Source organism: Alcaligenes nematophilus (assembly GCF_026344155.1).
GTDB classification, from domain to species: Bacteria; Pseudomonadota; Gammaproteobacteria; order Burkholderiales; family Burkholderiaceae_B; genus Alcaligenes; species Alcaligenes phenolicus.
Genome location: NZ_JAPKMZ010000002.1, coordinates 615,171 through 640,118 on the forward strand (window position 1 = coordinate 615,171; position 24,948 = coordinate 640,118).

28 protein-coding genes are annotated in these 24,948 nt (G+C 57.2%); 17 read left to right on the plus strand and 11 right to left on the minus strand.

Going from position 1 to position 24,948, the window contains the following annotated elements; all coding sequences use genetic code 11:
• Positions 1–189: 189 nt before the first annotated feature.
• The gene (metK, locus tag OSH04_RS07970; protein ID WP_026484120.1) at positions 190–1,353 is read right to left on the minus strand and encodes a methionine adenosyltransferase; all 1,164 of its coding nucleotides are present in this window, start codon (positions 1,351–1,353) and stop codon (positions 190–192) included.
• Between the two features lie 237 nt (positions 1,354–1,590).
• On the opposite strand from metK, the gene OSH04_RS07975 reads away from it, so the two are divergent.
• From OSH04_RS07975 to OSH04_RS07995, 5 genes are read left to right on the plus strand one after another with little or no spacing between them, the layout of a single operon-like run.
• Positions 1,591–2,445, plus strand: coding sequence for a lysophospholipid acyltransferase family protein (locus tag OSH04_RS07975; protein ID WP_266108224.1), 855 nt, complete (start codon positions 1,591–1,593; stop codon positions 2,443–2,445).
• Complete coding sequence (locus OSH04_RS07980) at positions 2,442–3,332, plus strand: lysophospholipid acyltransferase family protein (RefSeq protein WP_009462598.1); 891 nt, start codon at positions 2,442–2,444, stop codon at positions 3,330–3,332. Before OSH04_RS07975 ends, OSH04_RS07980 begins: the two co-directional genes overlap by 4 nt.
• 9 nt (positions 3,333–3,341) lie before the next feature.
• On the plus strand, positions 3,342–4,265 hold the full coding sequence (gene dapF, locus OSH04_RS07985; protein WP_266108225.1) for a diaminopimelate epimerase: 924 nt from the start codon (positions 3,342–3,344) through the stop codon (positions 4,263–4,265).
• A gap of 2 nt (positions 4,266–4,267) precedes the next feature.
• Complete coding sequence (locus tag OSH04_RS07990; RefSeq protein WP_266108226.1) at positions 4,268–4,945, plus strand: DUF484 family protein; 678 nt, start codon at positions 4,268–4,270, stop codon at positions 4,943–4,945.
• Positions 4,933–5,973 (plus strand): tyrosine recombinase XerC, encoded by a 1,041-nt coding sequence (locus OSH04_RS07995; RefSeq protein ID WP_407066154.1) that lies wholly within the window; start codon positions 4,933–4,935, stop codon positions 5,971–5,973. The genes OSH04_RS07990 and OSH04_RS07995 overlap by 13 nt, the downstream gene beginning before the upstream one ends.
• 1 nt (position 5,974) lies before the next feature.
• Here the strand turns inward: OSH04_RS07995 and OSH04_RS08000 are convergent, their stop codons facing one another.
• From OSH04_RS08000 to OSH04_RS08015, 4 genes are read right to left on the minus strand one after another with little or no spacing between them, the layout of a single operon-like run.
• A complete protein-coding gene (locus tag OSH04_RS08000) occupies positions 5,975–7,030 on the minus strand; it encodes a metal ABC transporter substrate-binding protein (RefSeq protein WP_247966060.1) in 1,056 nt (351 codons plus the stop codon).
• A complete protein-coding gene (locus OSH04_RS08005; protein WP_031232761.1) occupies positions 7,030–7,929 on the minus strand; it encodes a metal ABC transporter permease in 900 nt (299 codons plus the stop codon). The genes OSH04_RS08000 and OSH04_RS08005 overlap by 1 nt, the downstream gene beginning before the upstream one ends.
• Complete coding sequence (locus tag OSH04_RS08010) at positions 7,929–8,651, minus strand: metal ABC transporter ATP-binding protein (RefSeq protein WP_266108227.1); 723 nt, start codon at positions 8,649–8,651, stop codon at positions 7,929–7,931. The genes OSH04_RS08005 and OSH04_RS08010 overlap by 1 nt, the downstream gene beginning before the upstream one ends.
• 4 nt (positions 8,652–8,655) lie before the next feature.
• Positions 8,656–8,805 (minus strand): hypothetical protein, encoded by a 150-nt coding sequence (locus OSH04_RS08015; protein ID WP_266108229.1) that lies wholly within the window; start codon positions 8,803–8,805, stop codon positions 8,656–8,658.
• Positions 8,806–8,887: 82 nt separating this feature from the next.
• Between OSH04_RS08015 and OSH04_RS08020 the strand changes: the two genes are divergently transcribed.
• The 5 genes from OSH04_RS08020 to hslU all read left to right on the plus strand — a co-directional run bounded on the left by OSH04_RS08020 (position 8,888) and on the right by hslU (position 13,428).
• A complete protein-coding gene (locus OSH04_RS08020; RefSeq protein WP_009462608.1) occupies positions 8,888–9,379 on the plus strand; it encodes a Fur family transcriptional regulator in 492 nt (163 codons plus the stop codon).
• A 199-nt stretch (positions 9,380–9,578) separates the two neighbouring features.
• The gene (locus tag OSH04_RS08025) at positions 9,579–10,679 is read left to right on the plus strand and encodes a CobW family GTP-binding protein (RefSeq protein WP_009462610.1); all 1,101 of its coding nucleotides are present in this window, start codon (positions 9,579–9,581) and stop codon (positions 10,677–10,679) included.
• 82 nt (positions 10,680–10,761) lie between these two features.
• Positions 10,762–11,199: an RNA polymerase-binding protein DksA gene (gene dksA, locus OSH04_RS08030; RefSeq protein WP_026484112.1), complete on the plus strand. Its 438-nt coding sequence runs from the start codon at positions 10,762–10,764 to the stop codon at positions 11,197–11,199.
• Positions 11,200–11,539: 340 nt separating this feature from the next.
• A complete protein-coding gene (gene hslV, locus OSH04_RS08035) occupies positions 11,540–12,073 on the plus strand; it encodes an ATP-dependent protease subunit HslV (RefSeq protein ID WP_009462614.1) in 534 nt (177 codons plus the stop codon).
• A 17-nt stretch (positions 12,074–12,090) separates the two neighbouring features.
• The gene (gene hslU, locus OSH04_RS08040; RefSeq protein ID WP_026484111.1) at positions 12,091–13,428 is read left to right on the plus strand and encodes an ATP-dependent protease ATPase subunit HslU; all 1,338 of its coding nucleotides are present in this window, start codon (positions 12,091–12,093) and stop codon (positions 13,426–13,428) included.
• 229 nt (positions 13,429–13,657) lie between these two features.
• On the opposite strand, the gene OSH04_RS08045 is transcribed toward hslU, so the two are convergent.
• On the minus strand, positions 13,658–13,963 hold the full coding sequence (locus OSH04_RS08045) for a copper-binding protein (protein WP_009462618.1): 306 nt from the start codon (positions 13,961–13,963) through the stop codon (positions 13,658–13,660).
• 111 nt (positions 13,964–14,074) lie between these two features.
• Between OSH04_RS08045 and OSH04_RS08050 the strand changes: the two genes are divergently transcribed.
• Positions 14,075–14,599 carry a GNAT family N-acetyltransferase gene (locus tag OSH04_RS08050; protein WP_137430790.1) on the plus strand — a complete coding sequence of 175 codons (525 nt, stop codon included), beginning with the start codon at positions 14,075–14,077 and terminating at the stop codon, positions 14,597–14,599.
• 9 nt (positions 14,600–14,608) lie between these two features.
• Entirely contained in the window at positions 14,609–15,172 is a 564-nt protein-coding gene (locus OSH04_RS08055) for a cob(I)yrinic acid a,c-diamide adenosyltransferase (protein ID WP_266108231.1), read from the plus strand.
• Positions 15,173–15,294: 122 nt separating this feature from the next.
• On the opposite strand, the gene OSH04_RS08060 is transcribed toward OSH04_RS08055, so the two are convergent.
• Both OSH04_RS08060 and OSH04_RS08065 read right to left on the minus strand, forming a co-directional pair.
• Positions 15,295–16,332: a C45 family autoproteolytic acyltransferase/hydolase gene (locus tag OSH04_RS08060; protein WP_266108232.1), complete on the minus strand. Its 1,038-nt coding sequence runs from the start codon at positions 16,330–16,332 to the stop codon at positions 15,295–15,297.
• A 5-nt stretch (positions 16,333–16,337) separates the two neighbouring features.
• A complete protein-coding gene (locus tag OSH04_RS08065) occupies positions 16,338–17,198 on the minus strand; it encodes a MurR/RpiR family transcriptional regulator (protein WP_254002614.1) in 861 nt (286 codons plus the stop codon).
• Between the two features lie 182 nt (positions 17,199–17,380).
• Here OSH04_RS08065 and OSH04_RS08070 point away from each other — a divergent pair, with 182 nt between their 5' ends.
• Positions 17,381–18,706 (plus strand): aspartate aminotransferase family protein, encoded by a 1,326-nt coding sequence (locus OSH04_RS08070; protein ID WP_266108233.1) that lies wholly within the window; start codon positions 17,381–17,383, stop codon positions 18,704–18,706.
• A gap of 103 nt (positions 18,707–18,809) precedes the next feature.
• Positions 18,810–19,334: a carboxymuconolactone decarboxylase family protein gene (locus OSH04_RS08075; RefSeq protein WP_247966064.1), complete on the plus strand. Its 525-nt coding sequence runs from the start codon at positions 18,810–18,812 to the stop codon at positions 19,332–19,334.
• Here OSH04_RS08075 and OSH04_RS08080 read toward each other — a convergent pair.
• The gene (locus OSH04_RS08080) at positions 19,331–20,272 is read right to left on the minus strand and encodes a LysR family transcriptional regulator (protein WP_052159245.1); all 942 of its coding nucleotides are present in this window, start codon (positions 20,270–20,272) and stop codon (positions 19,331–19,333) included. The genes OSH04_RS08075 and OSH04_RS08080 overlap by 4 nt on opposite strands.
• An 86-nt stretch (positions 20,273–20,358) precedes the next feature.
• On the opposite strand from OSH04_RS08080, the gene OSH04_RS08085 reads away from it, so the two are divergent.
• The 3 genes from OSH04_RS08085 to OSH04_RS08095 all read left to right on the plus strand — a co-directional run bounded on the left by OSH04_RS08085 (position 20,359) and on the right by OSH04_RS08095 (position 22,515).
• Positions 20,359–20,994 carry an alanyl-tRNA editing protein gene (locus OSH04_RS08085; protein ID WP_060186165.1) on the plus strand — a complete coding sequence of 212 codons (636 nt, stop codon included), beginning with the start codon at positions 20,359–20,361 and terminating at the stop codon, positions 20,992–20,994.
• Positions 20,995–21,119: 125 nt separating this feature from the next.
• Positions 21,120–21,854, plus strand: a complete 735-nt coding sequence (locus OSH04_RS08090; protein WP_009462634.1) for a 2OG-Fe(II)-dependent halogenase WelO5 family protein — start codon at positions 21,120–21,122, stop codon at positions 21,852–21,854.
• A gap of 1 nt (position 21,855) precedes the next feature.
• On the plus strand, positions 21,856–22,515 hold the full coding sequence (locus OSH04_RS08095; RefSeq protein WP_314879790.1) for a LysE family translocator: 660 nt from the start codon (positions 21,856–21,858) through the stop codon (positions 22,513–22,515).
• 106 nt (positions 22,516–22,621) lie between these two features.
• Here OSH04_RS08095 and OSH04_RS08100 read toward each other — a convergent pair whose 3' ends face one another.
• A complete protein-coding gene (locus OSH04_RS08100) occupies positions 22,622–22,744 on the minus strand; it encodes a putative transporter small subunit (RefSeq protein WP_235332440.1) in 123 nt (40 codons plus the stop codon).
• Positions 22,745–22,777: 33 nt separating this feature from the next.
• The gene (locus OSH04_RS08105; RefSeq protein WP_247966066.1) at positions 22,778–24,481 is read right to left on the minus strand and encodes a sodium:solute symporter family protein; all 1,704 of its coding nucleotides are present in this window, start codon (positions 24,479–24,481) and stop codon (positions 22,778–22,780) included.
• Between the last annotated feature and the right edge of the window lie 467 nt (positions 24,482–24,948).

Here is a 24,948-nt window from a genome sequence, read left to right on the forward strand (position 1 = left end):
GTGATTGTACTCGTTTGGATCGTCTTGGGAAGACAGCTCCACGGGTAAAAATCATAATTTCTTCTCATGAGACTGGCACTTGCCCGTCCCACCCAGCGTTGCTGGCTGACTGGTTTCCCGGCCCCGACAACGCTGTCAAACTGCAGCAAAGCGCCGCCCGCAAGCGGCCTTTGCCTATCCGCACATCGCTTAGATAGCCTGACGCAAAGCCTGGGCCTTGTCCGTGGCTTCCCAGCTGAACTCGGGTTCGCTGCGGCCAAAGTGACCGTAGGCAGCAGTCTTGGTGTAGATGGGACGCTGCAGATCCAGCATTTCGATGATGCCGCGTGGGCGCAGATCGAAATGTTGGCGAACCAGCTTGGCGATCTCGGTGTCGGGGATCACGCCTGTGCCTTCGGTGTAGATGGTGATATTGATAGGCTCGGCCACACCAATGGCGTAGCTCAATTGCACCTGACACTGGCGAGCCAGACCGGCTGCCACAATGTTCTTGGCCACGTAACGAGCGGCGTAGGCAGCGGAACGGTCCACTTTGGAGGGGTCCTTGCCGGAGAAAGCACCACCGCCGTGAGGGCATGCGCCACCGTAGGTATCCACAATGATCTTGCGACCAGTCAGACCGCAATCGCCTTGAGGGCCACCAATCACGAACTTGCCGGTGGGGTTTACCAGGAAGCGGGTTTTCTCGGTCAGCAGGTCCGAAGGGAAGCATGGACGAATGATGTGTTCGATCACGGCTTCGTGAATGTCTTTCTGGGACATTTCAGGCGCGTGCTGAGTGGACAGCACCACAGTATCCACTTCGGTAGGACGGCCATCCACGTAGCGGAAGGTCACCTGGGATTTGGCGTCAGGGCGCAACCAGGGCAGACGGCCATCTTTGCGCAGCTCGCTCTGGCGCTGCACCAGGCGGTGGGCGTACCAGATAGGAGCAGGCATCAGATCAGGGGTTTCGTCGCACGCGTAGCCAAACATCAGCCCCTGGTCGCCAGCGCCCTGGTTCAGCAACTCTTCTGGGCTGCGATCCACACCTTGGGCGATATCGGGCGACTGCTTGTCATAGGCCACCAGTACGGCGCAGGACTTGTAATCAATGCCGTAATCGCCATTGTCATAGCCAATGCGCTTGATGGTGTCACGGGCAACCTGGATGTAATCCACGTTGGCGTGCGTGGTGATCTCGCCAGCCAGCACCACCAGACCGGTATTGCACAAGGTCTCGGCAGCAACACGTGCCTGAGGATCTTGCTCGAAAATAGCGTCCAGGATGGCGTCGGAGATCTGGTCAGCTACCTTGTCGGGGTGGCCTTCAGAAACGGATTCGGATGTAAAGAGAAAGTCGTTGTTGTTCACAGCGTAGCTTCCTTGAATAAGGGCTGATAATCAGCACGAGGTTGAACAAACTGCGTTGCACCTCGAAGCCAGCGATGTGGATACGATAGACGGGGCGCGACGCTTTAGCGGTTTATAGTGGGCAGTTTGCTGCCCGATCGCTCCGCAAGTTGTCGTTTAACTCAGCGATACAATCCATTTTAAGCGAAAATACGTATTTATTTCAGCAAAACTTCACACTAAAGGATTGCCTGGCCCATGCTCGCGGCACTTTTACGTCTGATGGCTCGTCTGCCTTTACCCGTTCTTCATGGGCTGGGCAAAGGAATAGGACGCCTGATTTACGCTTTTCCCGGACGCTACCGCCGCCGTCTGCAAAGCCACTGCCGACAAGCGGGTTACGACTCCCCTGCCTTTTTCCGGCAAGCGGCCGGACAAACCGGCGCCATGATCCTGGAAACACCGCGCGTCTGGCTGCATCCGCAAGCCTGTCTGGCCCGCTGCACCGTTGATGATGTGGCCTTGCTGGAGGCCACCCATGCCGAAGGACGCGGCGTGCTGTATCTGACTCCGCACTTGGGCTGCTTTGAAATTACGGCACGTTATCTGGTGGGTTTAGGCCCGCTGACCGTGATGTTTCGCCCACCACGCCAGGCCGTACTGGAACCCCTGATGGTGGAGTCACGTGAACTGCCCGGCCTGCATGCCGTCCCCGCCAATATGAAAGGTGTGCGTGAATTTGTCCGCGCGTTTCGCAAAGGTGAATCGGTAGGCATGTTGCCCGACCAGGTTCCCAGCGGTGGCGATGGCGTATGGGCACCCTTTTTTGGCCGCCCTGCCCTGACCATGACACTGGCTGGCAAGCTGGCCCGTCAGTCCGATGTGCCTGTGATTGTGACCGCTGCCGAGCGCCTGCCTAAAGGGCGCGGCTGGCATATTCACACCTTGCGCCTACCCGAGCCGTTGCCCGAAGACCCGACGGAACTGGCCACCCTGATCAACGAATCCATGGAAAGCTTGATACGCCGTTTCCCCACCCAGTATCTGTGGGGCTATAACCGCTACAAGATTCCCCACGATGCGCCCCCTTTGCCTGGCGATACCACCCCATGAGTTTTAATTCTTACCCGCTGCTCAAATCCGTTTTCACCTACTTTGGCCGTGCCTCGGTACGCACGCGCCAGCGTTGGGGTGCTGTGCTGGGCGGGCTGGTGCATCGCTTTGCCTCCCGCCGCCGTCATATCGTGCGTACCAATCTGGATCTATGCTTTCCAGACACGCCCGAGAGCACCCGTCGCGAGTGGGAAAAGCAGCACTTTCGCCTGCTGGCCCAATCCTATCTGGACCGGGGCCTGCTCTGGTTTGGTTTGCCCAGCACTATTCTGAACACTCTGCATCTGACGGGCGAAGAACACATCACCCAGGCTCTGGAACAGGGTCGCAAGGTCATGCTGCTGGTGCCTCACTTTCTGGGTATGGATGCGGCGGGCACACGCCTGTCCATGTCCATCTCGCCCTTGGTTGCCTTTTACACTCCCCAACGCGACCCCCATGTGGATCGCCTGATGTACGAAGGCCGTAGCCGCTTCTCCTCCGTCCCGCTGATTTCTCGCAAAGACGGCATTCGCGGTCTGATGCGTGCGCTGCAAAAGGGCCAGCCGATTTATTACCTGCCTGATATGGACTTCGGCACCAAGGGCTCGGCCTTTGTGCCCTTTTTCAATGTCCCGGCGGCCACGCTCTTGTCCACAGCCCAGATCGCACGCAACCAGGACGCGCTGGTGATTCCGGTTATTTCCCGCGTGGACGCCGAGACTGGTCACTACCATATTCAGGTGCTGGAACCCATGTCCGACTTTCCGGGTGAAGGCAGCCTGGAAGAAGCTACGGAACGCATGAATGCCCTGATCGAAAAATATGTGCGCGAAGACCCGCCGCAGTATTATTGGGTACATCGACGCTTCAAAACCCGTCCTGAAGGTCAACCCGGCATCTACTAGGCCCCCATCATGCACAGCCCCACCACACTCCAGCCCGCTTCCTCGCTTTGGCGTTTCAGCAAAATGCACGGCGCGGGCAATGACTTTGTCATGCTGGATGGTGTCAGGCAAAGCATTGAAATGACTCCCGAACGCGCCCGCGCGCTGGCGGATCGTCACTTTGGCATTGGGGCGGACCAGATCTTGCTGGTTGAAGCCGCAACCGAACCCGGCGCGGATTTCCGATACCGCATATTCAACGCTGACGGTGGCGAGGTCGAGCATTGCGGCAACGGCGCTCGCTGCTTTGTCCGCTTCGTACACGAACAAGGCCTGTCCTCGGCCAACCCTTTACGAGCACAAATTCGCACCGGCATCATCAGTTTGAATGACGATCCGGAGCTTGGCGTGGATGTCATGATGGGCACCACCCGATTTGCCCCTGCCGATGTCGCTTTTGACCCTAGCGGGCTGGAACAGAAAATTCAGGGCGAAGATACGCTGTGGCTGCTGCCCGTGCCCGGTCAAGCCGAACCTGTCGCCCTGTCGCTGGTGTCCATCTCCAATCCGCACGCCGTGCAGGTGGTAGACGATGTGCTGCAGGCTCCGGTTGCCAGCGTCGGCCCCTTCATCGAATCTCATCCGCGTTTTGCTCAGAAGGTCAACGCCGGTTTCATGCAGGTTCTGGACGCCCATCACATCAAGCTGCGCGTCTACGAGCGCGGCGCCGGTGAGACCCTGGCCTGCGGTACAGGCGCTTGTGCGGCTGTGGTGGCAGGCATACGGCGGGGATTGCTCCAAAGCCCGGTTGTCGTTGATACTCGTGGAGGCAGTCTGCGCATTGAATGGGACGGACAGGCGCTACGCATGAGCGGCCCGGCCCAAACCGTCTTTACCGGACAAGTCGATATAGATGCACTGTGTGCGTCCCTAGCCAGAAAGGAAACCTTCTAGACATGGATACCCCCAACAGCCTTAGCGCCGTGGAAGTGGCCCAGTTTTTGAAAGCCAACCCTGATTTCTTCGACGCGCATGCCGATGTTTTTTCCAAACTGATGGTGCCGCACCCCCATCAAAGCCGCGCTATTTCACTGGGCGAGCGCCAGATCATGCTGCTGCGCGAGCGCGGCAAGAAAACCGAGCGCCAACTGGCCACGCTGGTCGCCAATGCCCGTGGCAATGAAAAAATTTCGCGCCAACTGCACCAATGGAACTGCCAGATGCTGGCCGAGTCCGACCCGGCAGCCCTGCCCGCACTGATCTGCAGCAGTCTGGAGCGCATCTTTGAAATGCCCGTTGTCCGTCTGCACTGCTGGAATCCGGACGAAGTGCTGGCTGACGACGCCCTGGTCAGCTGGGCCTACACCTTGATCAACCCCTATTGCGGCGCTCGACGCGAACAGGAGTTTCTGGCCGATTTGCAGCAAGACGCGCAATCGGTGGCCATTGTGCCCTTGACGTTTCCGGAGTCGAACACCCTGTTTGGTCTGCTGGTTCTGGGCTCGCCTGAAGCCACGCGTTTTACGGCCGATATGGGTACGGACTTTCTGGAAGGCATTGGCGAATTGTGCAGCGCCGCCCTGCAGCGTTTGTACAAGCCCAGCAGTGTTGTTCAAAGCGAATGTCCGGCCTGAAAAAACAAGATCACTCCCCTTCTGGGGACACGCCTCAAAAGCAGCCAGCCGCCCCCCAGGCCCTCAGCCCGGCCATGCAAAGCTGGCTGCATCAACTAAGCCACGAAAAACGCTATTCGGAACACACCCTTAGTGCGTACCGTAATGATTTGCGCCACTTGCTGGCGCAGTACCCAGGTACAGACCCCGACACACTGACTCAAAGCCAGTTGCGACAGGCTGCCGCCCGCTTGCATGCGCAGGGCCTGGCACCACGCAGCCTGGCCCGCATTCTGGCAGCCTGGCGTGGTTACTATCAAGCGCGCACTAAAGAACTGGGTTGGCCCTTGAACCCTGCAGCCAGCCTGAAGGCACCCAAGATAGGCCGCCCTCTGCCCAAGGCCTTGTCCGTAGACCAGACCCAGCAGCTATTGGACCGCCCCACCGCCCCCATTCAGGACGACCCGGTCAGCTGGCGCAATCAGGCCATGTTTGAATTGTTTTATTCCAGCGGACTACGTTTGTCCGAGCTGGTCAGCCTGGACACGCACTATCACCAGGACGCGCACTACCAGTCCAAGAGCTGGTTACTGCTGGATGATCGTGAGCTGGTGGTCAGTGGCAAAGGCGGCAAGACACGCCGCCTGCCTGTCGGGGAGAAAGCGCTGCATGCCTTGCAGCAGTGGCTGGAAAAACGCCCGGCTTTGGCATCACTGGCGACCAGCGCAGATGCCAGTGCGGCCCTGTTTCTGGGTGCCCGTGGAGCCCGCATTCACCCACGCGTGGTGCAGCAAGAACTGGAAAACTATGCCCGCGCCAGCGGCCTGCCAGTGCATGTCCACCCGCACAGCTTGCGTCACAGCTTTGCCAGCCATTTGCTGCAATCAGCACGAGACTTGCGGGCGGTGCAGGAACTATTGGGTCATACCAATATTTCCACGACTCAGATTTATACCCGTCTGGACTTCCAGCATCTGGCCCAGGCTTACGATCAGGCCCACCCTCGGGCACAACGCAAGAACCGGGCCAGTGACAAGCCGGAGGAGTGAATCAGGGCTGCAAGGCCTTGACCAACTGGTCTGTATTCGAGCGCATCATGCCCAGGTAGGTATCCACGCCCGAGCCTGGGGCTCCCAAAGCATCGGAATACAAGGTGCCGCCGACTTTGGCGCCGGTCTCCCGTGCCACTTGCTCGACCAGTTTTGCGCTGACCGTGTTTTCCACAAAAATGGCCTGAATCTGCTCGCTACGCGCTTGCTGGATGATCTGCGCAATATCACGGGCTGAAGGCTCCGCCTGGCTGGATACCCCCACCAAGGGAATGAAACGGATGTCGTAAGCCTTGCCCATATAAGAGAAAGCATCGTGCGAGGTAATGACCTTGCGCTTTTCTACCGGCACCGCCTGCAGGCGGGTTTTGATGGAATCGTCCAGCTCCTGAATGCGCTGTGCGTAATCCTTGGCGCGACGCTGGTAGTACTCGGCATTGGCCGGATCAGCCTGCTCCAGACCTTTGCTGATATTACGAACATAGATCTGTGCCAGGCCCAGGCTTTGCCAGGCGTGGGGGTCCTGGCTGCCGTGCTGATGACTATGGTCATGCCCGCCGTGGGACTGTGTATCCTCTTTGGCGTGGGTCTGCTCATGGTCGTGGGCATGCTCAGGTTCGGAGTCGTGACCGTGGTCATGGTCATGGTCATGGTCATGGTCATGGTCATGGTCATGACCAGCATGATCCTCGTGTCCGCCACCTTCAAATGCCAAAGGCGTAATACCTTCTGTCGCCACGACTTGCGGCCCTTTATAGCCTGCTGCCTGCTGCAAGCGTGGCAACCAGGTCTCGAACTCCAGACCATTGATCACCAGCAGTTGCGCGTTAGCCAAGGTCTTTGCATCACTGGGACGCGGCTCAAACGAATGGGCATCCCCATTGGCGGGCACAATCGTGCTGGCCATAACCTTGTCGCCGCCTATCTCCTTGACCATATCGTTCAAAATCGAGAAGCTGCTGACCACACGCAAAGGCTCCGCCTGCACCGACAGGCTGGCCGCCAGCAAGCCCAGGGCCAGCACCGTGCGGCCTGAGTAAATGTCTCGCATTTTCATCAATCGTGCTCCAAGAGAGAGGCCATGCGCCGACGCCGTGCACGCCATTGGGAATAAGCACGCAGCAAACCGCCTTGGGGGCCAAAGGTGATAGAAAGAAAATAGAAGGCGCCGGCTGCCAGAATAATCGCGGGCGAAGCAGGCACGTTGTAGTAGTACGAGAACAGCAGGCCCAGATAGGCGCTGATCATGCCCAGCAAGGCCGCCACCAGCATCTGACGACCAACGGAATACACCCAGAATCGGGCCGAGGCAGCGGGCAGCATCATGATCCCCACCACCATCAAGGTTCCCAGCACCTGGAAGCCAGCCACCAGCGTGATGACCAGCATGAACAAGAACAACATATGGACGACGGAACCGCGCCCGCCTTGCGTGCGCAAAAAGATCGGGTCCATGCACTCCAGCACCAGAGGCCGGAACACCAAAGCCAGAATAATCAGCGTAACCGTGGTGCTGCTGGTCACCAGCAGCAAGGAGGCATCATCCAGGCCCAGCACCGTGCCAAACAGCACATGGATCAAATCCATATTGGAGCCGCGCAAGGACACCAGCAGCACCCCCAGCCCCAGGGATACCAGGTAGAAGGCCGCAAAACTGGCGTCCTCCCGTTGTGGTGTCAGGCGGGCCACCAGTCCGGCCAGCAAGGCGACAACCAGGCCGGTAATCATGCCGCCTATGGCCATCGCGCTTAAAGACAGGCCCGCCGTCAGAAATCCAACCGCCACACCGGGCAGGATGGCATGTGCCATGGCATCACCCATCAGGCTCATGCGGCGCAACACCAGGAATACCCCCAAAGGTCCGGCCGCTGCAGCCAGGGCGAAAGAACCAGCCAGTGCGCGCTTCATGAAACCAAAGTCCATGAAGGGGCCAAACAGCACATCAATCAGCGCCATCATAGGTAGTCCCCCGCACACAAATGGCGAGCCAGATGCAGGTTCTCGGGAGTTAGCACCGCTTCAGTTTCCCCCCAACCCACTACCTGACCGGCAAGCAGCACGGTTTGCGGAAAACAGCTACGCACCATATCCAGATCATGCAGCACGGCCATCACGGTACGGCCCTGTTTGTGCCAGTCCAGAATCAGGTTCATCAATTCGTCCGAGGTTGCGCGGTCCACCGCAGCAAACGGCTCGTCCAGCAACAAGATCTGGGCGTCCTGCATGATCATGCGGGCAAACAGGGCTCGCTGTAATTGCCCACCCGACAAAGTGCCAATGGAGCGACGCGCAAAGTCGGCCAGCCCCACCTGCTCCAGCGCATGACCAATGCGTTCGTGCTCGGCTTTGGGGAAACCACCCCAGGCGCCCACACGCTTCCAGGCTCCCATGGCCACCAGATCATGCACCGTCACCGGGAAACTTTTGTCCAGATCGCCCATCTGCGGCAACAAGGCCAGCTGATTCAGAAAACCGCTGTCGACAGCAATGCGCCCTTTCAGGGGATTGATCTGCCCGGTCAGCCCTTTTAGCAAGGTGGATTTACCAGCACCGTTAGGCCCGACGATAGCCGTCAAAGAGCCTCGGTTAAAACAGCCGCTGATATCACGCAGAGCGATTTTGTCTTTCCAGCCCAGCGCCACATGGTCAAGCTCGATCAAGGTTTGGTGTGAACTCATGCCTCTACCATGCACCCAATGCCCAGGTGGTCAGCAACCACAGGACTGCTGACACGCACAAAGCGCCCAGTACGCGCTGCCCGGCCGAGGCCAGCAAGAGCGAACGACGAGGTGCCGGACTGCGGAAAGTCGAGGGAAATTGAGGACAGGACATGAAACAGGGATAATGCGGCTAGATTGGGAATAATTTAATTTTCCAAAGATGTTATAACATAACAAACAACCCATCAAGCGCCATGCCTGTACATATTCTTACGCCCAACGCCATTGAAGATCAGCTCGCTACCGCTGAACAGCTTTGTCTGGAACGCGGTAAACGGCTGACTTCAATTCGCCGCCAGGTGCTGGAAATCCTGATTCAGGCCCAGCGCAGTTTGCGCGCCTACGAACTGCTGGATCTGGTTCGCGAGTTCCAGCCCGGCGCCAAACCCCCTACCGTTTACCGCGCCCTGGACTTTCTGACTGAAGAAGGCCTGATCCACCGCCTGGATGCCGTCAATGCCTGGACGGCCTGTGTGGATGCCGGCGGCCACCCGCACGACTTGCTGATTGTCTGCACCCAGTGCGGCACCGTGGTGGAGCTGTGCGCTCCGGACCTGAGCCAAAGGCTGGCCGACTGTGTGCGCGGAGCGGGCTTTGCCCTGTCCGGCCACGAAACTGAATTGCGCGGCCTGTGCCAACGTTGCGTTGCAGCTAAAAACGAGCGAAAACCCTTATCTGCCCCCTAAAACGTGGTATTTTGCCGCCAATCGGTATATATTCCCCGATCTATTGGCAAACCTCTGTGAATTTTTACAGATCACCGTTTGCCCAACAGGCAAGGCTGTGATGTAATCGCACGTTGTTTTCGTGCGGAGCAGATGGGTGCAGGAAGCCGCGGTTGGTGCCGTGCCTTGTACCTTTCGCCCGCCACTGCGAGGCATGTTTATGAACGCGGCATCAGATCTGAACAACATGGTTCCAGTCACTGTTCTGACTGGTTTTTTGGGCGCTGGTAAAACCACGCTGCTCAAGCGCATCCTGAGCGAATATCACGGTCGACGCATTGCCGTCATCGAAAACGAATTCGGGCCCGAAGGTATCGACAACGAACTGTTGGTGCAGGACTCCGAAGAAGAAATCGTTGAACTGAGCAATGGTTGCGTATGTTGCACCGTGCGTGGTGACCTGATGCGCACCCTGAATGATTTGCGCGTTCGCCGCCAGGCAGGCGAACTGAAGTTCGAGCGCGTCATCATCGAGACCACCGGCATGGCTAACCCCGGCCCGGTCTGCCAGACCTTCTTCATGGACGATGATATTGCCGACTACTATCGGCTGGACGCGGTCATCACGGTCGTGGATGCCAAACACGGCATGGCCACACTGGACCAGCAAGAAGAAGCTCAAAAACAAGTTGGTTTTGCGGACCGCCTGTTGATCTCCAAAAAAGATCTGGTCAACGACGTGGATTACGAGGCCCTGCGTGCCCGTCTGATCCGCATCAACCCGCGAGCCACGATTACGCCGGTTCACTTCGGTGAAACCGACATCAAGGATTTGCTGGAAGTCAGCGGTTTCAACCTGAATTCCATTTTGGACATTGATCCTCAATTCCTGGCAGAGCAACACCCCGATGCGGCGGACGGCCATGATCACCACCACGATCATGCCCACGGCGACGAAGGCGAGTGCGGTCCGGGCTGCGGACACGATCACCATCATCACCACCACGAGCACGCAGCTCACAATGACGAGATCGGGGCTTTCGTGTTCCGTTCGGACCGTCCTTTCGACCCCGAGCGTCTGGAAGATTTCCTGTCGGGCATTGTCCAGGTATTTGGACCAGATCTGATGCGCTACAAGGGCATCCTGTATCTGAAGGGCATCAATCGCCGTATGCTGTTTCAGGGCGTACACATGATGATGAGCGCCGAGCCTGGCAATGCCTGGCTGGCCAAAGATAAAAAGGGCACCAAGCTGGTCTTTATTGGCCGCAAATTGCCACAAGACATATTCACCCAGGGCCTGGAGAATTGCCTGGTTTGAATTAATAATTATTCAGTAAATGCGGAGCGATTGCGCGTGACGACAGTTACAGGCTCCCAGACGTCAACAAGAGGTAAGCATCATGGCAACTAAGTCACATGACAGTACTACAACCCTGCTGACCGAGCAGGAGCTTTTGGCGATGCCTGAGTCAGACTACATGAACGCCGCCCAGCTGGAGTTTTTCAAGCATCGCTTGCGCCAGCTGGAGCAAGACATTCTGGCCAACGCGGGTGCTACAACGGAAAACCTGCGTGAAACCCAGTTCGTTCCTGACCCGGCTGACCGTGCCACGATCGAAGAAGAACACGCTCTGGAGCTGCGTACCCGCGACCGCGAACGCAAACTGCTCAAGAAAGTGCAACAGTCCATCGCCCTGATCGATTCGGGCGAATACGGCTGGTGTGAGGAAACTGGCGAGCCCATCGGCCTGCCACGTTTGCTGGCACGCCCAACGGCTAACCTGTCTCTGGAAGCCCAGGAGCGTCGCGAGAAGCGCCAAAAGATGTTTGGGGATTGATAGGCGGCAAGGCCTATCACCCTGATAAAAAGCCCGCCCGATCATTCTGGCGGGCTTTTTTGTGGGTCACCCAACTCGATCCAACCCACTTGTGTACGCTGCTGAAAATAAGCAGGCTCAAAAAAGCCGGCTGCGTCTACCGCTAGCAGGCCAACAGGCTGCTTGCACGCCAAGAAGCCAGGCGACATACGAGAACCCCTGCCGCAGCCCCTGCCAAGGGAAGCCACCCTGTTTCAGCCCGGTTTCCAGGCACGACCCTCAGTCGGCAAAAACTTCCTGCTGTCATGCGCTTGAAATTTCCTTCCGGGCCCCCAGATGGGAACCTTAAAGGAAGGAAATCATGGAACAATTTCACGCCACTACTATTGTCTGTGTACGCCGCGGAGATCAGGTCGCCATTGGCGGCGATGGTCAGGTCACCCTGGGCAATATCGTCATCAAGGGCACGGCCCGCAAAATTCGCCGTTTGTACAACGACAGCATCCTGGCCGGTTTTGCCGGTGCGACGGCTGACGCCTTCACCTTGCAAGAGCGCTTTGAAGCGAAGCTGGAAAAGCACCAGGGCAACCTGCTGCGCGCCGCCGTCGAACTGACGCGCGACTGGCGCACCGACCGCGTTCTGCGCCGTCTGGAAGCCATGCTGTTGGTGGCGGACAAGGAGCACACGCTGGTGCTGACCGGCAATGGCGACGTGCTCGAACCCGAACATGGCCTGGCCGCCATCGGCTCGGGCGGCTCCTATGCCCAATCTGCCGCCATGGCCTTGCTGCAAAACACCGATATGGCTCCCGCCGACATCGTCAAGAAATCGTTGGAGATCGCAGGTGATCTGTGCATCTACACCAACCAGAACCATATCGTCGAAACACTCTGACAGCCGGATACACCACCATGTCTACACCTAATATGACTCCCGGAGAGATCGTCTCCGAACTGGACAAGCATATCGTTGGCCAGGGCAAGGCCAAGCGCTCCGTGGCCGTGGCCCTGCGCAATCGCTGGCGCCGCCAGCAGGTTGCCGAGCCCCTGCGTAGCGAGATCGTCCCCAAGAACATTCTGATGATCGGACCCACCGGCGTGGGTAAAACCGAAATCGCCCGTCGTCTGGCCAAGCTGGCCAACGCGCCTTTCATCAAGGTCGAAGCCACCAAGTTCACGGAAGTGGGCTATGTAGGCCGCGACGTTGAAACCATCATTCGCGATCTGGTGGATATTTCGGTCAAGCAAACCCGCGAAATCGAAATGCGCCGTGTGCGCACCCAGGCCGAGGAAGCCGCTGAAGACCGTATTCTGGACGTGCTGGTGCCCCCTTCGCGCGATGCTCACGGTCAACCCCAACGCGAGGACAACTCTGCCCGCCAGGTGTTCCGCAAGCGCCTGCGTGAAGGCAAGCTGGACGATACCGAGATTGAAATCGAGATGGCCCAGGCCATGCCTCGCATGGAAATCATGGCCCCTCCCGGCATGGAAGAGATGACCGAGCAGTTGCGCGGCATGTTCTCCGGTCTGGGTCAGGAAAAGACCAAGGCTCGCAAGCTGACGGTCAAGGAAGCCTTCAAGCAACTGACCGAAGAAGAAGCGGCCCGCCGCGTCAATGAAGACGATTTGCGCACTGCTGCAGTGGCCAACGCCGAGCAGAACGGCATCGTGTTCCTGGACGAGATCGATAAGATCACGGCGCGAGGCGAGAGCCAGGGCAGCGGCGGCGATGTGTCCCGCCAAGGTGTGCAGCGCGACCTGCTGCCTTTGGTAGAAGGCACCACCGTCACCACCAAATACGGGGTGGTACGTACCGACCACATCCTGTTTATTGCCTCGGGTGCGTTCCACCTGTCCCGCCCATCGGATCTGATTCCTGAACTGCAAGGCCGCTTCCCCATCCGTGTGGAACTGGAATCGCTAAGCGCCCAGGATTTTGTACAGATTCTGTCCACGACCGACGCTTCGTTGACCAAGCAATACGCAGCCTTGCTGGGCACCGAAGACGTACAGCTGGACTTCCGCCCCGACGGTATCCAGCGTCTGGCCGAGTTGGCCTTTGAGGTCAACGAGCGTACCGAAAACATTGGTGCCCGTCGCCTGTACACCGTTATGGAAAAACTGCTGGAAGAGCTGTCCTACAGCGCTGGCAGCCACGGTGAACAAAACGTGGTCATTGATGCGGACTACGTGAACAAACAGCTGCAGGAAACCGCAGCCAGCCAGGATCTGGCGCGCTACGTGCTGTAAGCCTGACTTCGGTCGGACATGAAAAGGGGGCAGATTTCTCTGCCCCTTTTTTTACATTCCGCTTGCAGACCACACCCAACACGGCAACAGGCTCTACCCTGTCAACGTAAACGCGATGGTCATCACATCACCCTGTCATCTCGACCACGAACCCACGCCAGTGTTTCGCCTGCGTCGGAGATGAAAAAAACCGGGCGAACCCGGCTTTTATCAACCCACTCAAGCGGGCTTACTTGCTGATCTTGGTGACCACGTAATCACCACCGTCACGTTTGGCAGTGAACTTTACCTTGTCACCCGGTTTGATGTTGGCCAGCAAGGCGGGATCAATTTTGTACACCAATGTCATGGCGGGCAGTTCCAGGTCGCTGATCTCACCATGCTTGATGGTAATTTTGCCGGCCTCGGCATCCAGTCGGCGCACTTCACCCGAGGCGCTGGCTTCCTGAGCCTGGGCGACCACGACATATGCCGAGCCAGCTACCACACCCAAAGTTCCCAACGCCAAGGCTGCGCTTCGTTTCGTCCACGTCATTTTTCACTCCTGCAAATTGGGCAGAGCCAGACAATTAGCTCATAATGCCTACTTTCGGACGCCTGATGCGTCTGTTTCCGATCAAGCATAACGCTAAACCTTTGCAAAAGCATGAGCGAATTTATTAAAGGGTATGTGCTGCGTCCAGCCACCCCCGCAGACCTTCCCGCCATTTTGGGCCTGATGCGCGATATGGCCGCCTTTGAGAAACTGGAGCATATTTTCAAGGCCAGCGTTGAGTCTCTGCGCAACAGTTTCTTCTCCGACGAGCCCAGTGCCTACTGCCTGGTCATTACTCCCGAAGATCAGCCCGACGCACCAATTTCTTACATTATGTGGTTTTACAACTACTCCAGTTTCCTGGATCGCCGCGGCATCTATCTGGAGGATTTGTATATAGACCCGGCCCACCGCAAGCACGGTCTGGGCGCTGCGGCCCTGCGCCATCTGGCTCAAATGGCCGTGGCCCAAGGCTGTGGCCGCCTGGAGTGGGTAGTACTGGACTGGAACCAGAACGCCATCGACTTCTACAAGTATCAGGGGGCCCAAGTGCTGGAAGACTGGCGCGTGGTACGCGTCACTGGCGATGCCCTGATCAATTTGGCTCAAGGCACCCCTACTCCTGCCGAAACATAAGGCTTCTTCATGTCCACACGACTTTCCATTATCAGCACCCGCACCGGCGACGATGGCACAACGGGCCTGGGCGATGGCAGCCGCCTGCCCAAGACTGCTCCCCTGATTCATGCCCTGGGCGACGTGGATGAACTGAACAGCCATATCGGCGTCTTGCGCAGCATGGCACTGCCCGAGGATGTTGATGCCCTGCTGTCCGACATTCAGCACGACTTGTTCGATATGGGGGCCGAGCTGTGCATCCCTGGCCATCAGGTCATAGGCAGCGTCCATGTGGAACGTCTGGACCAAGCAATTCGTCACTACAACGAGCCCTTGGGCATACTCAAAGAGTTCATTTTGCCCGGTGGCGGCCCGGCAGCCGCACAAGCACATGTACTGCGTTGTGTGGCGCGTCGTGCAGAACGTAGCGTCGTGGCGGTGCCCTCAGAATCCTTGCCGCAAGAAGGCCCGCGCCTGTATCTGAACCGCCTGTCGGATTTGTTGTTTGTGCTGGCGCGTACCTTGAACCGCCATGCAGGCCGCTCTGACGTGCTGTGGGAGCCCAAGCGCAACGAGCCTGACAAGGGCTGATCGCCCCATCGCGACTGCGACTGCGACTGCGACTGCGACTGCGACTGCGACTGCGACTGCGACTGCGACTGCGACTGCGACTATAAGAATAGGGCCCTGCTTTAGCAGGGCCCTATTCCTTTTCAGGCTAGATCAATGCGAGTGGTATCCGCAAACTTCAGCACAGGCTCGTCCGTGGGGTCTTCGTAGACCTGCCACTTCAAGGACTGGCTGCCCACCTGAATATCCACAGTAGCCAGGGTGTTTTCCGCGTCACTGTCCGCCGGGTCACAGCGCCAGATCGGAAATTCCGCATGGTGCTGATCCGCCAGGACGGTCAAAGGATCAAGCGCAGCACCGGCTTGTGCCAACAATTGATCCCCACGCTCCTGCCGCAGTTCGGACGACCGGGTAATACGCTGTTCAAAGCCTTTCATAGACGGATGTACCGCATGGTTGGCGTGCAGATGGTTTTGCTTAATGGTCTGCACAGAAACGGCCTCGGCACTGAACTCCACGCTCAGCAAGCGTGGATCGCCACGCTGCGCCAGGCTCAAATGGAAAGCGCCGGAACGTGGATGATCCTGCAAGATCCCTACAGCCTGATCCAGATCGGGCTGATCCAGCATGGCGCGGGTCAGGACCATGCGCGGCACCCCTGGGGCCACGTGACGAGCCCGCACATTATTCACCGTCATGGCCAAACCGGCCTGAGTCACTGCAAAGCTATGGCCCGGCAAGGAAGCAGGGTAAAGAAAGGAGACAAAGGACATGCCGCTGTCGGGAATGAATTTGGCCACCCCGCAGTAACCGGCAAAACCTGGATCACCATCTTCGTTATGCACCAGACGAGGCTCGCCCTGGGCGGGCATTTGCACGGTGGTGCAACCATCGGGAGCCATGGCCCACAAGTCGCCCCGGCAATTCCACAAGAAAACGTCTTCAAAGGGGAGCTCCAGACCCAATGCCAGGCCCTGGAGCTCGGTCCATATTCGGGGGAAATAACGCTCGGTGTACTGAGCCAGCTGACCGGCTACAGCCGTCCCCTTCGATTGCATGATGCCTTGCCATGCTGCTGAGCTCAGCAAGTAGGCATGCACGGCGGGGGCTCCGAAACGTCCCAAAGAATGGCCAATTTCTTTGGGACCACCACTTAACTCCAGATAGGACAACTTAGCCATTGCGTCTATTTCCAGTAAGCACCGGACTGGTGCAATTGATTTTCAACCAACTCAATACCGCTGACAGCACGACTGCCCGCCTTGGCCAGAACCTGTTCCAGCAAGACCTCCACCAGTGCCTGTGCAGCAACCAGAGAAGGAAAAAAAGACGGACTGTCGGTTCCAAACAATAATGTGGCATCTGCCTGCTGCGCAATAGGGGCAAGCAAGCTGTCGCAAATCGCCAGAATTTGTGCATCTGCCTGTCGGGCCGCTGCATGGGCCAGCACGGCTTCCTGGGAATACGGTGCAAAACCGAACAAGACCAGCACATCCCCTTTTTGCAGCGCCCGCAGATCCATATCCAGAGTGCCGGACTCGCCACGCAACAAGCCAATCGAAGGTCGGAACAGACGGTACTGATAATGAAAGGAAAAAGCGGGTGCAAAAGAGGCTCTGAACCCGGCCACAAAAACCCGCTTGGCCTTGTTCAGCAATTCCACAGCCTGTGGCAAGCGTGCTTCATTCACCTCGCGCAGCAGCGCCAGAGTATCCATTTGTGCTGTCAGCGTCTGCGCCAGGCGATCTTCTTTATTTCGATTGCGTACCACCGCCCGGGCCTGATCGGCATAACGCCGTGCACCCTGTCCATGCAGCGCCTGGGTGAACACAGCCTTGAACTCTGCCCAACCGCCAAAGCCCAAAGACTGGGCAAAGCGCAGCAAGGTGGCAGGCTGCACCTGTGCCTGCGCGGCCAACTGACGCATGGACATCAAAGGCACCTGATCGGCGTGATCAAGCACATAGCGCGCGCTTTGCTGGAACTGCGGCGACATGGTGGCAAACGCTGCCTGAATACGCTCGGTCAGATTGCTCAAGGAGTTCATGGGCCAACACGCTTAAAAAGGGGACATCAAGTATATATCGGGCGCAAATGCAGTCTGGGCGCAACAGTGAGGCCTTTATCCACCTGTCCCGACAAATCAATGATGATTTATTTGTTGAAAGTATTATTATATATTCAACATACGTTGAAAATCCTTCCGGGCCTACTTTCTGGATCTGCGCCATGACACATGTCTTTCATCGCAACCCCAAACAAACCTTGCCCTGCGCCGTCAAAGGCGATGGTATCCGCATCGTGGACAGCAATGGCAACGCTTATATAGACGCCAGCGGTGGCGCGGCCGTATCCTGCCTGGGCCATAGCCACCCTGTTGTGATCGCTGCTATCAAGCAACAGCTGGACCAGATTGCCTACGCCCACACTTCCTTTTTCAGCAGCCAGGCTGCCGAGGACCTGGCAGATTTTTTGACCAGCCGATCCCCCGGTGATCTGGACCATGTGTACTTTCTGTCCGGAGGCTCGGAGGCCGTAGAAGCCAGCCTGAAGCTGGCACGGCAATATTTCGTGGAGATTGGTCAGCCCGAGCGTCATATTTTCATCGCACGCCGTCAGAGCTATCACGGCAATACGCTGGGGGCTTTGGCCATTGGCGGCAATGAATGGCGTCGCAAGCCGTTCCTGCCTCTACTGGCTCCGGCCCAGCATGTCTCGCCCTGCTACCCCTACCGCGACCAAGGCAGTGATGAAAGTGCCGAGCAATATGCCGACCGTCTGGCTCAGGAACTGGACGACATGATTCAAAGCCTGGGTCCCCAGAACGTCGCGGCCTTTGTCGGCGAGACTGTAGTGGGCGCGACCGCTGGTGCCTTGGCGCCAGTAGGCGATTACTGGAAAAAGATCCGTCAGGTCTGCGACAAGCACGGCGTGCTGCTGATTCTGGATGAGGTCATGTCGGGCATGGGGCGGACCGGCTATCTGTTCGCCTGCGAAGAGGACGAAGTCGTGCCGGACATCATGGCCATTGCCAAGGGTCTGGGCGCGGGCTATCAGCCTATTGGTGCGATGCTGGCCAGTGACCGGATTTACCAAGCCATCCTGAATGGCTCGGGCTTTTTTCAGCACGGCCATACTTATATGGGTCACGCCACAGCCTGCGCTGGTGCTTTAGCCGTGCAACAAGTGATTGAGCAAGACCAGTTGCTGGAAAACGTCCGTCAGCGCGGCGAGCAATTGCGCCGGGAGCTGCATCAGGCGTTGGACAGCCACCCCAATGTGGGTGATATACGTGGTCGTGGCCTGTTTGTCGGAGTCGAACTGGTGCAAGACAAGGCCAGCAAGCAAGCGCTGGACCCTGGCTTGAAAACCCACGCCAAGATCAAGCAGCATGCGTTTTCCCAAGGTTTGATGCTCTACCCTATGGGTGGCACGATAGATGGAGTTCATGGCGACCATATCTTGCTGGCACCGCCCTTTATCTGCACCGAGGCCGACATTCACGAAATCGTGACACGTCTGACCCAAACCATCGCACACATCCTGCCCCGATAAACCCGTCGAGCAGAGCGTCGAACAAACAGTCAGAACGCTCTGCTGACTGCGCTGCGGCAAGCCAGCCGCAAGAGGCACCGCTAGTTATACATAAAGGAGAACCATGGCCCGCCTACCCTATGCTGACCTGAAAGCCCCCGACGCCGCCCCATTGGTAGAACAGATCATTGCAGAGCGCGGCAGCGTCTTGCACCTGTACCAGATGCTGCTGCACAGCCCACCCATTGCCAAAGGCTGGCTGAATCACCTGACCGGCATACGCCACAACAGCAGCCTGCCAGGCGATCTGCGCGAACTGGTCATCATGCGCGTAGCCCTATTGAACCGCGCCCCTTACGAGGCCGATCAACATGCCCCTATCGCGCTGGCAGAGGGGCTAAGTCAAGCCCAACTGGATGCTCTGCCCGACTGGCAAGACTCCGAGGCCTTCACGCCCATTCAGCGCGCTGTGCTGGCTTACACCGATGCCATGACTCTGAATGTGCAAGTGGAGTCCGCTGTTTTTCAGGACGTACGCCAGTATTTTGATGAAAAACTGACGGTTGAGCTGACCGCCACCATCGCTACCTACAATATGGTGTCGCGCTTCCTGGAAGCCTTGCACATTCATTCCGACGACTCGCGTTAAAACGGCACCCTGAGCGCCTCCGTCCGGCCACCTCCCAGGCGCCCCGCCAGAAACTCCACAAACAAACGCAGTTTGGGAGGCAAATGGCGGGTGGGCGGATACAAGGCCCACAAGGCACCACAATACTGCGTACGGAACTCCCAATCGGCCAGCACGCGCACAATACGCCCTTCCAGCTCCGGCTCCCTGGCCACAAAGCAGGGCAAACTGCCTATCCCCAAGCCGCGCTCTACCGCATCCAGACGCACACCCGTATGGTTAGCCGCATAGCGCCCGCTAACCGACACATTCAGTACCCGCCCGCCTTTATTGAAACGCCAACGTGAATCGCTGGGTGCCTCGCCCAGGTAGATGCAGCTATGTTCGCGCAACTGCTGAGGATGAACGGGCAGGCTGTGTTCGGCCAGATACTCCGGACTGGCGTACAAGCCATGCCGAATATCCGTCAGATGACGCCCCATCAAACCGGGCGGCGGCTGATCCGTGATGCGTATCGCCAGATCCAGCTGATCGTCGATCAGGTCTGCATAGCGATCATCCAGATTCATCAGCACATTCACTTTGGGATGCGCCGCCAGGAAATCCGGCATATGCGGATGAATCAGAAAATGCCCCACGGCTTTGGGAACACTCAAGCGTATCTGCCCCTCCGGCTCGGTCTGGAACTGCCCCGAGATCTCCATCGCGGCCTGGGCGCAGGACAGCATGTCACGGGCATGCTCGTAAATCGCCTGGCCACTGTCGCTTAGCCGTAATTTACGCGTCGTGCGCTGCAATACCCGCGTTCCCAAACCTTTCTCCAGACGCGCAATGGAACGGCTGACTGCCGACGGGGTATAGCCCAGTTGGCGAGAGGCTTCGGAAAAGCTGCCTGTCTCCACCACTTTGACAAAAACCACCATATCGCTCATCAGGGAAGTGAGATTACTTGTGCTCATAGGGAATAAATTATTTCAATGAATTGCAATTATCAGGACTGCTCACTATGCCTACAATGCCTTAAAACCAACCTACAGGTAATAAAATGCAAGATAAATTATATTTGACTAGCAATAGCCTTACCTGCATAGCGGAAATCCTGGAGTGTTATCACTCCGAAAATGAGCGTTATGCTGTCAGGCTGGATAAAACCTTATTTCATCCCCAAGGCGGGGGTCAGCCTTGCGACAAAGGCACGATAAATGGGCACGAGGTCCTGCATGTGGCTCAAAACCGCGACGGTCACGTGCTGCACTACCTGCATGTGCGCCTGCCGCTGGGGCCCGTAGAACTACATATTGATCGCGCTCACCGACTGGAGCACGCCCGCCTGCATACGGCCGGCCACCTTATCGGCCATCTGGTTGAACGCATAGGCTGGCAGGCCGTAAAGGCGCATCACTGGCGGGGCGAGTCACGGGTGGTCTTTCGCAACCCCAAGGATGCTCTGCCCCCCTTCCTGGATGATTTGTCCAATCGTTGTGCTGAACAGATTCAATTGGCTCAGCCAATTTCCATCAGTTTTCAGGAAGGGCGCCGCGAGGTTGCGATTGGTAGCCTGGGGTGCTACCCCTGCGGCGGCACACATGTTGAAAACACATCCGAATTAAATGGACTGAAAATAATCCGTATAAAAAACAAAAAAGATGAATTGAGCATTCATTATGAAATGATGAATTAATAAATAATAAAAATCATGGCAGTTTATTAGCTCTGGCTATTATCGGAAAAGAAAAACAATTCTTTTAGAACCCCCAAGGGAAGTGAGATATGTATTTAGAGACCGAACGATTGCGGACTGAGCATATGCAGTCCCTGCTAAATGGCGAACTCCTGGCTATCCGCCTCTCCGGCTTCATTGATGCGCCCACCTCACAAAAGCTGGGCGAGCAAATCATAGACAAAGGCTTTGATCGCTATGTGAACGCTCCGAGCATCGGCCGCATTGGCATGGCTTTTTACGAAGCCGAAAACCAGCCCGAACGCATGGCCTCCTATTTCGAGGGGGTTTTTGACAATATCGACGAACTGCGCCGCCGCTGCGCCCCCTACCTGTCCCCGATTGACGTGCTGCGTTGCACGCTGGATGAAGTCTGGCCTGCCGGAGCCACACTGGAGACCTTGTACGGAAAGAAAATGTATGTGGGCTTGTCGCGCGTGGTGCAACCCGATGTGCGCTTTCTGGCGCATCACGACATTTTGGCCAAGGACGCCCCCGGTAATTACCAGGCCATCAGTCTACAAGGCCAGTTGGCCGCCAATGTCTATTTGAAAATGCCCGAACAAGGAGGTGAACTGCAAATCTGGCAAACCGAACTGAGCCCGGATGAATTTGATGAAATGCGTGGCGACAGCTATGGCATCCATCCTGATTTGTTGGGCACCCCCGAAGTACAGATACGCCCCGGTCCGGGCGATCTGATTATTTTCAATTCTCGCAAAATGCATGCCGTCACCCCCGGCAAGGGCGATTTGCGCCTGAGCCTGTCTTGCTTTGTGGGATATCGCGGCCCGGCCATGCCGCTGACCTTCTGGAGTTAATGTGTTGCAAACCTATTGGCCAGAGTTCGCTACTCTGGCTTTGATTCATTTTTTGGCCGTTATTGCCCCTGGACCAGATTTTGCTGTCACCATCCGCCAAAGTGTGCGGCTAGGCCGCCAGGCCGGTATTGCCACTGCCATTGGTATTGGCGCCGGAATCTCCGTGCATGTGATCTATACCTTGATGGGCGTGGGAGCCCTGCTGCACTCCACCCCCTGGCTGATGAGTGTGGCCGAGGTATTGGGAGGTGCCTACCTTCTCTATATAGGCTGGGGATTCCTGCGCCAGGCCAGCACACCGATGGAAGTGAGCCTGGCCGAGTCCGACAATGGCAAACCCGCTGCTGTCAGCGTGCGCCAGTCCTTGACGCTGGGCTTCATGACCAATGCCACCAACCCTAAGGCGACGCTGTTCTTTCTGGCCGTGTTTACTACCGTGGTCAGCGCCAGCACGCCGTTAACGACCCAGATGCTCTACGGCGTCTGGATGTGCCTGGTTAATGCGGGCTGGTTTATTGTGGTCAGCCTGATCTTTACCAATCCTCGCGTACGTCAGCGATTCCTGCGTATGGGAACCTGGTTTGAGCGCGTGACAGGTGTCTTGTTGCTGGGTTTCTCGCTACGTCTGCTGGTTCATGCTGGTCAGCGCATCCTGCTATAGGCTTGCCCGTGAGCCGTGCCCAGACCTGAGTTCAGGAAAACCTCGACGATGCTCACGTACATCACAAAAAAGTCCCGCCTTTCTTTGAAGGGCGGGACTTTTATATTTAGATCATGGACTCACCCGTCTTGCGGGCTCTGCGCCAATCACGGATCAAATTGCCAATCAGCAAGATCAGAATGATGGCCGACATGACAGGCCAGACCAGAAAGTAAATCGTCATAAGCATAATGTTCTCCTTTTAGCGTCTTGTCTCATACCCTCAGGCACGAGCCGAGGCCGGCTGACCTTGTTTCGACTCCCGAGCTTTCTGCTTGCTCGGTGCAGGTGTGTCATCGTAGTGAAACGACTGCACGCGCTCGGCAAGCACAGAGAAATCAAAACGTTCCTGACTACGCAAGCTGATGGCCACACACACCACAGCGCTAACGCCATAGGCGGTCAGGGAACCCATCAAAACAAGGTACTCACGCAAAAAGCCAATGAAGTTGGGCAAAAGAATCGCAGTGGCAATCACCCCCACCGCAATCGCAATACGGCTGCGGAAGAAGGCAAAAGCCATCAAACCGGCAACCACACCGCCACCAATCGAAGCGGTAATCTCATAGAACACGGCCACCGCACCTTCGATAGGAATCAACTCAAAACGCACGATCGTAAACAGCACGACGGCACACAAAACCGACCAGCTAAAGGCTTTGTTGGTAACACGATCCCAGTAAAAGCTGACAATGACCGGGAACACAATCGCGCCCCACAAGGCACCCACAAACACCAGCATGACCAGAATATCCAGCTTCAGGCTGGCGAAGATCACCCCCACCATCGTGGCAACCACCATGGTGATACGGCCCCACCACAACATGCGGGCTGGTTTTGGACGACCACGAGCAATGTTTTTGGCGTAGATGTCGGTCATCACGATAGCCGACAATGCAGCCAGGTCCGAGTCCGCCGTGGAGGACAAGGAGCCCACCACCAGGATGAAGAACAAGGCAATGCCAAATGGCGGCAAGTAGGTGGACGCCATCTGCGGGATGATGTTGTTCATGTTTCCATCCACAGGCTGCAAGCCGGTGAACAGAGCCAGCAAACCCAACATGCCCAGACCAATCACCACAGCACCATAGCCAATGGTGGCCGTCAGGAAAGTGGGTTTGATCAGGTCCTCGCGTACGGCGAACAGGCGCTGGGCAATGGTTTGGTTACCAATCGCGTACGCCAGCACCGCTACAAAGTACGGCGCCCCCTGCTCCAGAATTGCCTTGGTGGAATAGAAGTTGGCTTGCTCGGAATCCAGACGCCACCAGTTGGCCTGCACCATCTCCGGGCCACCGGCGTTAAAGAAGATCAGCGGGATAATGACCACGGCCGACAAAATCATGGCAACCAGCTGGGCAAAGTCCGTCATCACCGAGGCGCGGAACCCCGACCACAGGGTATAGGACAAGACGCCCAGACCCGCAATCAGCACACCTTGAATAAATGTCAGAGGGCTAAGGATCGAGACCAACGCACCTGCCGCGGTGAAGTTCACCATCAGGCTGATACCACTGCCTACCACGTTGGAAATCGCCATAATCATCTGGCTGGACGAGCCGTGCCGTGCATGCAGCACCTCGGCCAGGGTGTGCGCCTGCGGGGCCAACTGGCGAAAACGTCGCCCGAAGGGGTAGATGAACAAGATCATCAAGGCTCCCCATAGCCCGTAATGCAGAGGGCCGGATAGCCCGTACTTGAAGCCCGAGGTCGCGCTGGCATAAAACGACGCCGCCCATACCCAGGTGGCAATCATGCTGGCCGCCGACAGGCCAAACCCCACCGCACTGTTGGATACCATGTATCCGTCCACGTTTTCTTTCTTTTGACCAATCATGAGCGACATCAGGAACGTCGCGCCATAAAAGCCGACCAATAACAATATGGCCGTCGTGGTTGAAAGCGTAAAAAACTCCGCCTCTTGCATGTCTTTCCTTTTCTCTTCTGCGCGAGAGCCACTTGCACCACCTGGCTCACTCGCATGCATGCCGATTCCGCATTAACGCGCTGGGCGACACCCATCCCAGGACCAGAACCGAAACACTTGAACCGAACGCGCGCACAAACGCCCCCGCCCTTGGCACAAGCCAAAGCGAGAAAAAAGCAAGACACAGCGCAAAGTGCCTCACATTGCGGCGAGTCTGCGGGCCTTACAGCAAATAAACATGGCCAGAGACAAGCCGCTCTGTTGCAGGCCGATGTCGTGTGAGACAGTCGGCTGGTTGTTCCGCGACCCAAGGGCCGGGCAAGGTGTTTCGGGCTAAAGCCGGGTTGTTGTGCAACAACCTGTTGAAGAACGGGCCGTCATTTTTTTATGCAATTTTGTCGCACCTGAACGGCCTGTTCGAGAAGCTGATTCAATGAACCAGAGCGATCAATTATACATATTTAAAA

Coding starts and splice junctions, on each gene's coding strand:
- OSH04_RS08065 (WP_254002614.1), bottom strand. CDS start 17,198: ATGAACTCCTTGAGCAATCTGACCGAGCGTATTCAGGCAGCGTTTGCC.
- OSH04_RS07980 (WP_009462598.1), top strand. CDS start 2,442: ATGAGTTTTAATTCTTACCCGCTGCTCAAATCCGTTTTCACCTACTTT.
- OSH04_RS08055 (WP_266108231.1), top strand. CDS start 14,609: ATGTCCACACGACTTTCCATTATCAGCACCCGCACCGGCGACGATGGC.
- hslV (WP_009462614.1), top strand. CDS start 11,540: ATGGAACAATTTCACGCCACTACTATTGTCTGTGTACGCCGCGGAGAT.
- OSH04_RS08105 (WP_247966066.1), bottom strand. CDS start 24,481: ATGCAAGAGGCGGAGTTTTTTACGCTTTCAACCACGACGGCCATATTG.
- hslU (WP_026484111.1), top strand. CDS start 12,091: ATGTCTACACCTAATATGACTCCCGGAGAGATCGTCTCCGAACTGGAC.
- OSH04_RS08050 (WP_137430790.1), top strand. CDS start 14,075: ATGAGCGAATTTATTAAAGGGTATGTGCTGCGTCCAGCCACCCCCGCA.
- OSH04_RS08010 (WP_266108227.1), bottom strand. CDS start 8,651: ATGAGTTCACACCAAACCTTGATCGAGCTTGACCATGTGGCGCTGGGC.
- OSH04_RS08075 (WP_247966064.1), top strand. CDS start 18,810: ATGGCCCGCCTACCCTATGCTGACCTGAAAGCCCCCGACGCCGCCCCA.
- OSH04_RS07990 (WP_266108226.1), top strand. CDS start 4,268: ATGGATACCCCCAACAGCCTTAGCGCCGTGGAAGTGGCCCAGTTTTTG.
- OSH04_RS08080 (WP_052159245.1), bottom strand. CDS start 20,272: ATGAGCACAAGTAATCTCACTTCCCTGATGAGCGATATGGTGGTTTTT.
- OSH04_RS08005 (WP_031232761.1), bottom strand. CDS start 7,929: ATGGCGCTGATTGATGTGCTGTTTGGCCCCTTCATGGACTTTGGTTTC.
- OSH04_RS08025 (WP_009462610.1), top strand. CDS start 9,579: ATGAACGCGGCATCAGATCTGAACAACATGGTTCCAGTCACTGTTCTG.
- OSH04_RS08060 (WP_266108232.1), bottom strand. CDS start 16,332: ATGGCTAAGTTGTCCTATCTGGAGTTAAGTGGTGGTCCCAAAGAAATT.
- OSH04_RS08020 (WP_009462608.1), top strand. CDS start 8,888: ATGCCTGTACATATTCTTACGCCCAACGCCATTGAAGATCAGCTCGCT.
- OSH04_RS07975 (WP_266108224.1), top strand. CDS start 1,591: ATGCTCGCGGCACTTTTACGTCTGATGGCTCGTCTGCCTTTACCCGTT.
- OSH04_RS08000 (WP_247966060.1), bottom strand. CDS start 7,030: ATGAAAATGCGAGACATTTACTCAGGCCGCACGGTGCTGGCCCTGGGC.
- dksA (WP_026484112.1), top strand. CDS start 10,762: ATGGCAACTAAGTCACATGACAGTACTACAACCCTGCTGACCGAGCAG.
- OSH04_RS08090 (WP_009462634.1), top strand. CDS start 21,120: ATGCAGTCCCTGCTAAATGGCGAACTCCTGGCTATCCGCCTCTCCGGC.
- OSH04_RS08045 (WP_009462618.1), bottom strand. CDS start 13,963: ATGACGTGGACGAAACGAAGCGCAGCCTTGGCGTTGGGAACTTTGGGT.
- dapF (WP_266108225.1), top strand. CDS start 3,342: ATGCACAGCCCCACCACACTCCAGCCCGCTTCCTCGCTTTGGCGTTTC.
- OSH04_RS08100 (WP_235332440.1), bottom strand. CDS start 22,744: ATGCTTATGACGATTTACTTTCTGGTCTGGCCTGTCATGTCGGCCATC.
- OSH04_RS08015 (WP_266108229.1), bottom strand. CDS start 8,805: ATGTCCTGTCCTCAATTTCCCTCGACTTTCCGCAGTCCGGCACCTCGT.
- OSH04_RS08085 (WP_060186165.1), top strand. CDS start 20,359: ATGCAAGATAAATTATATTTGACTAGCAATAGCCTTACCTGCATAGCG.
- OSH04_RS07995 (WP_407066154.1), top strand. CDS start 4,933: ATGTCCGGCCTGAAAAAACAAGATCACTCCCCTTCTGGGGACACGCCT.
- OSH04_RS08070 (WP_266108233.1), top strand. CDS start 17,381: ATGACACATGTCTTTCATCGCAACCCCAAACAAACCTTGCCCTGCGCC.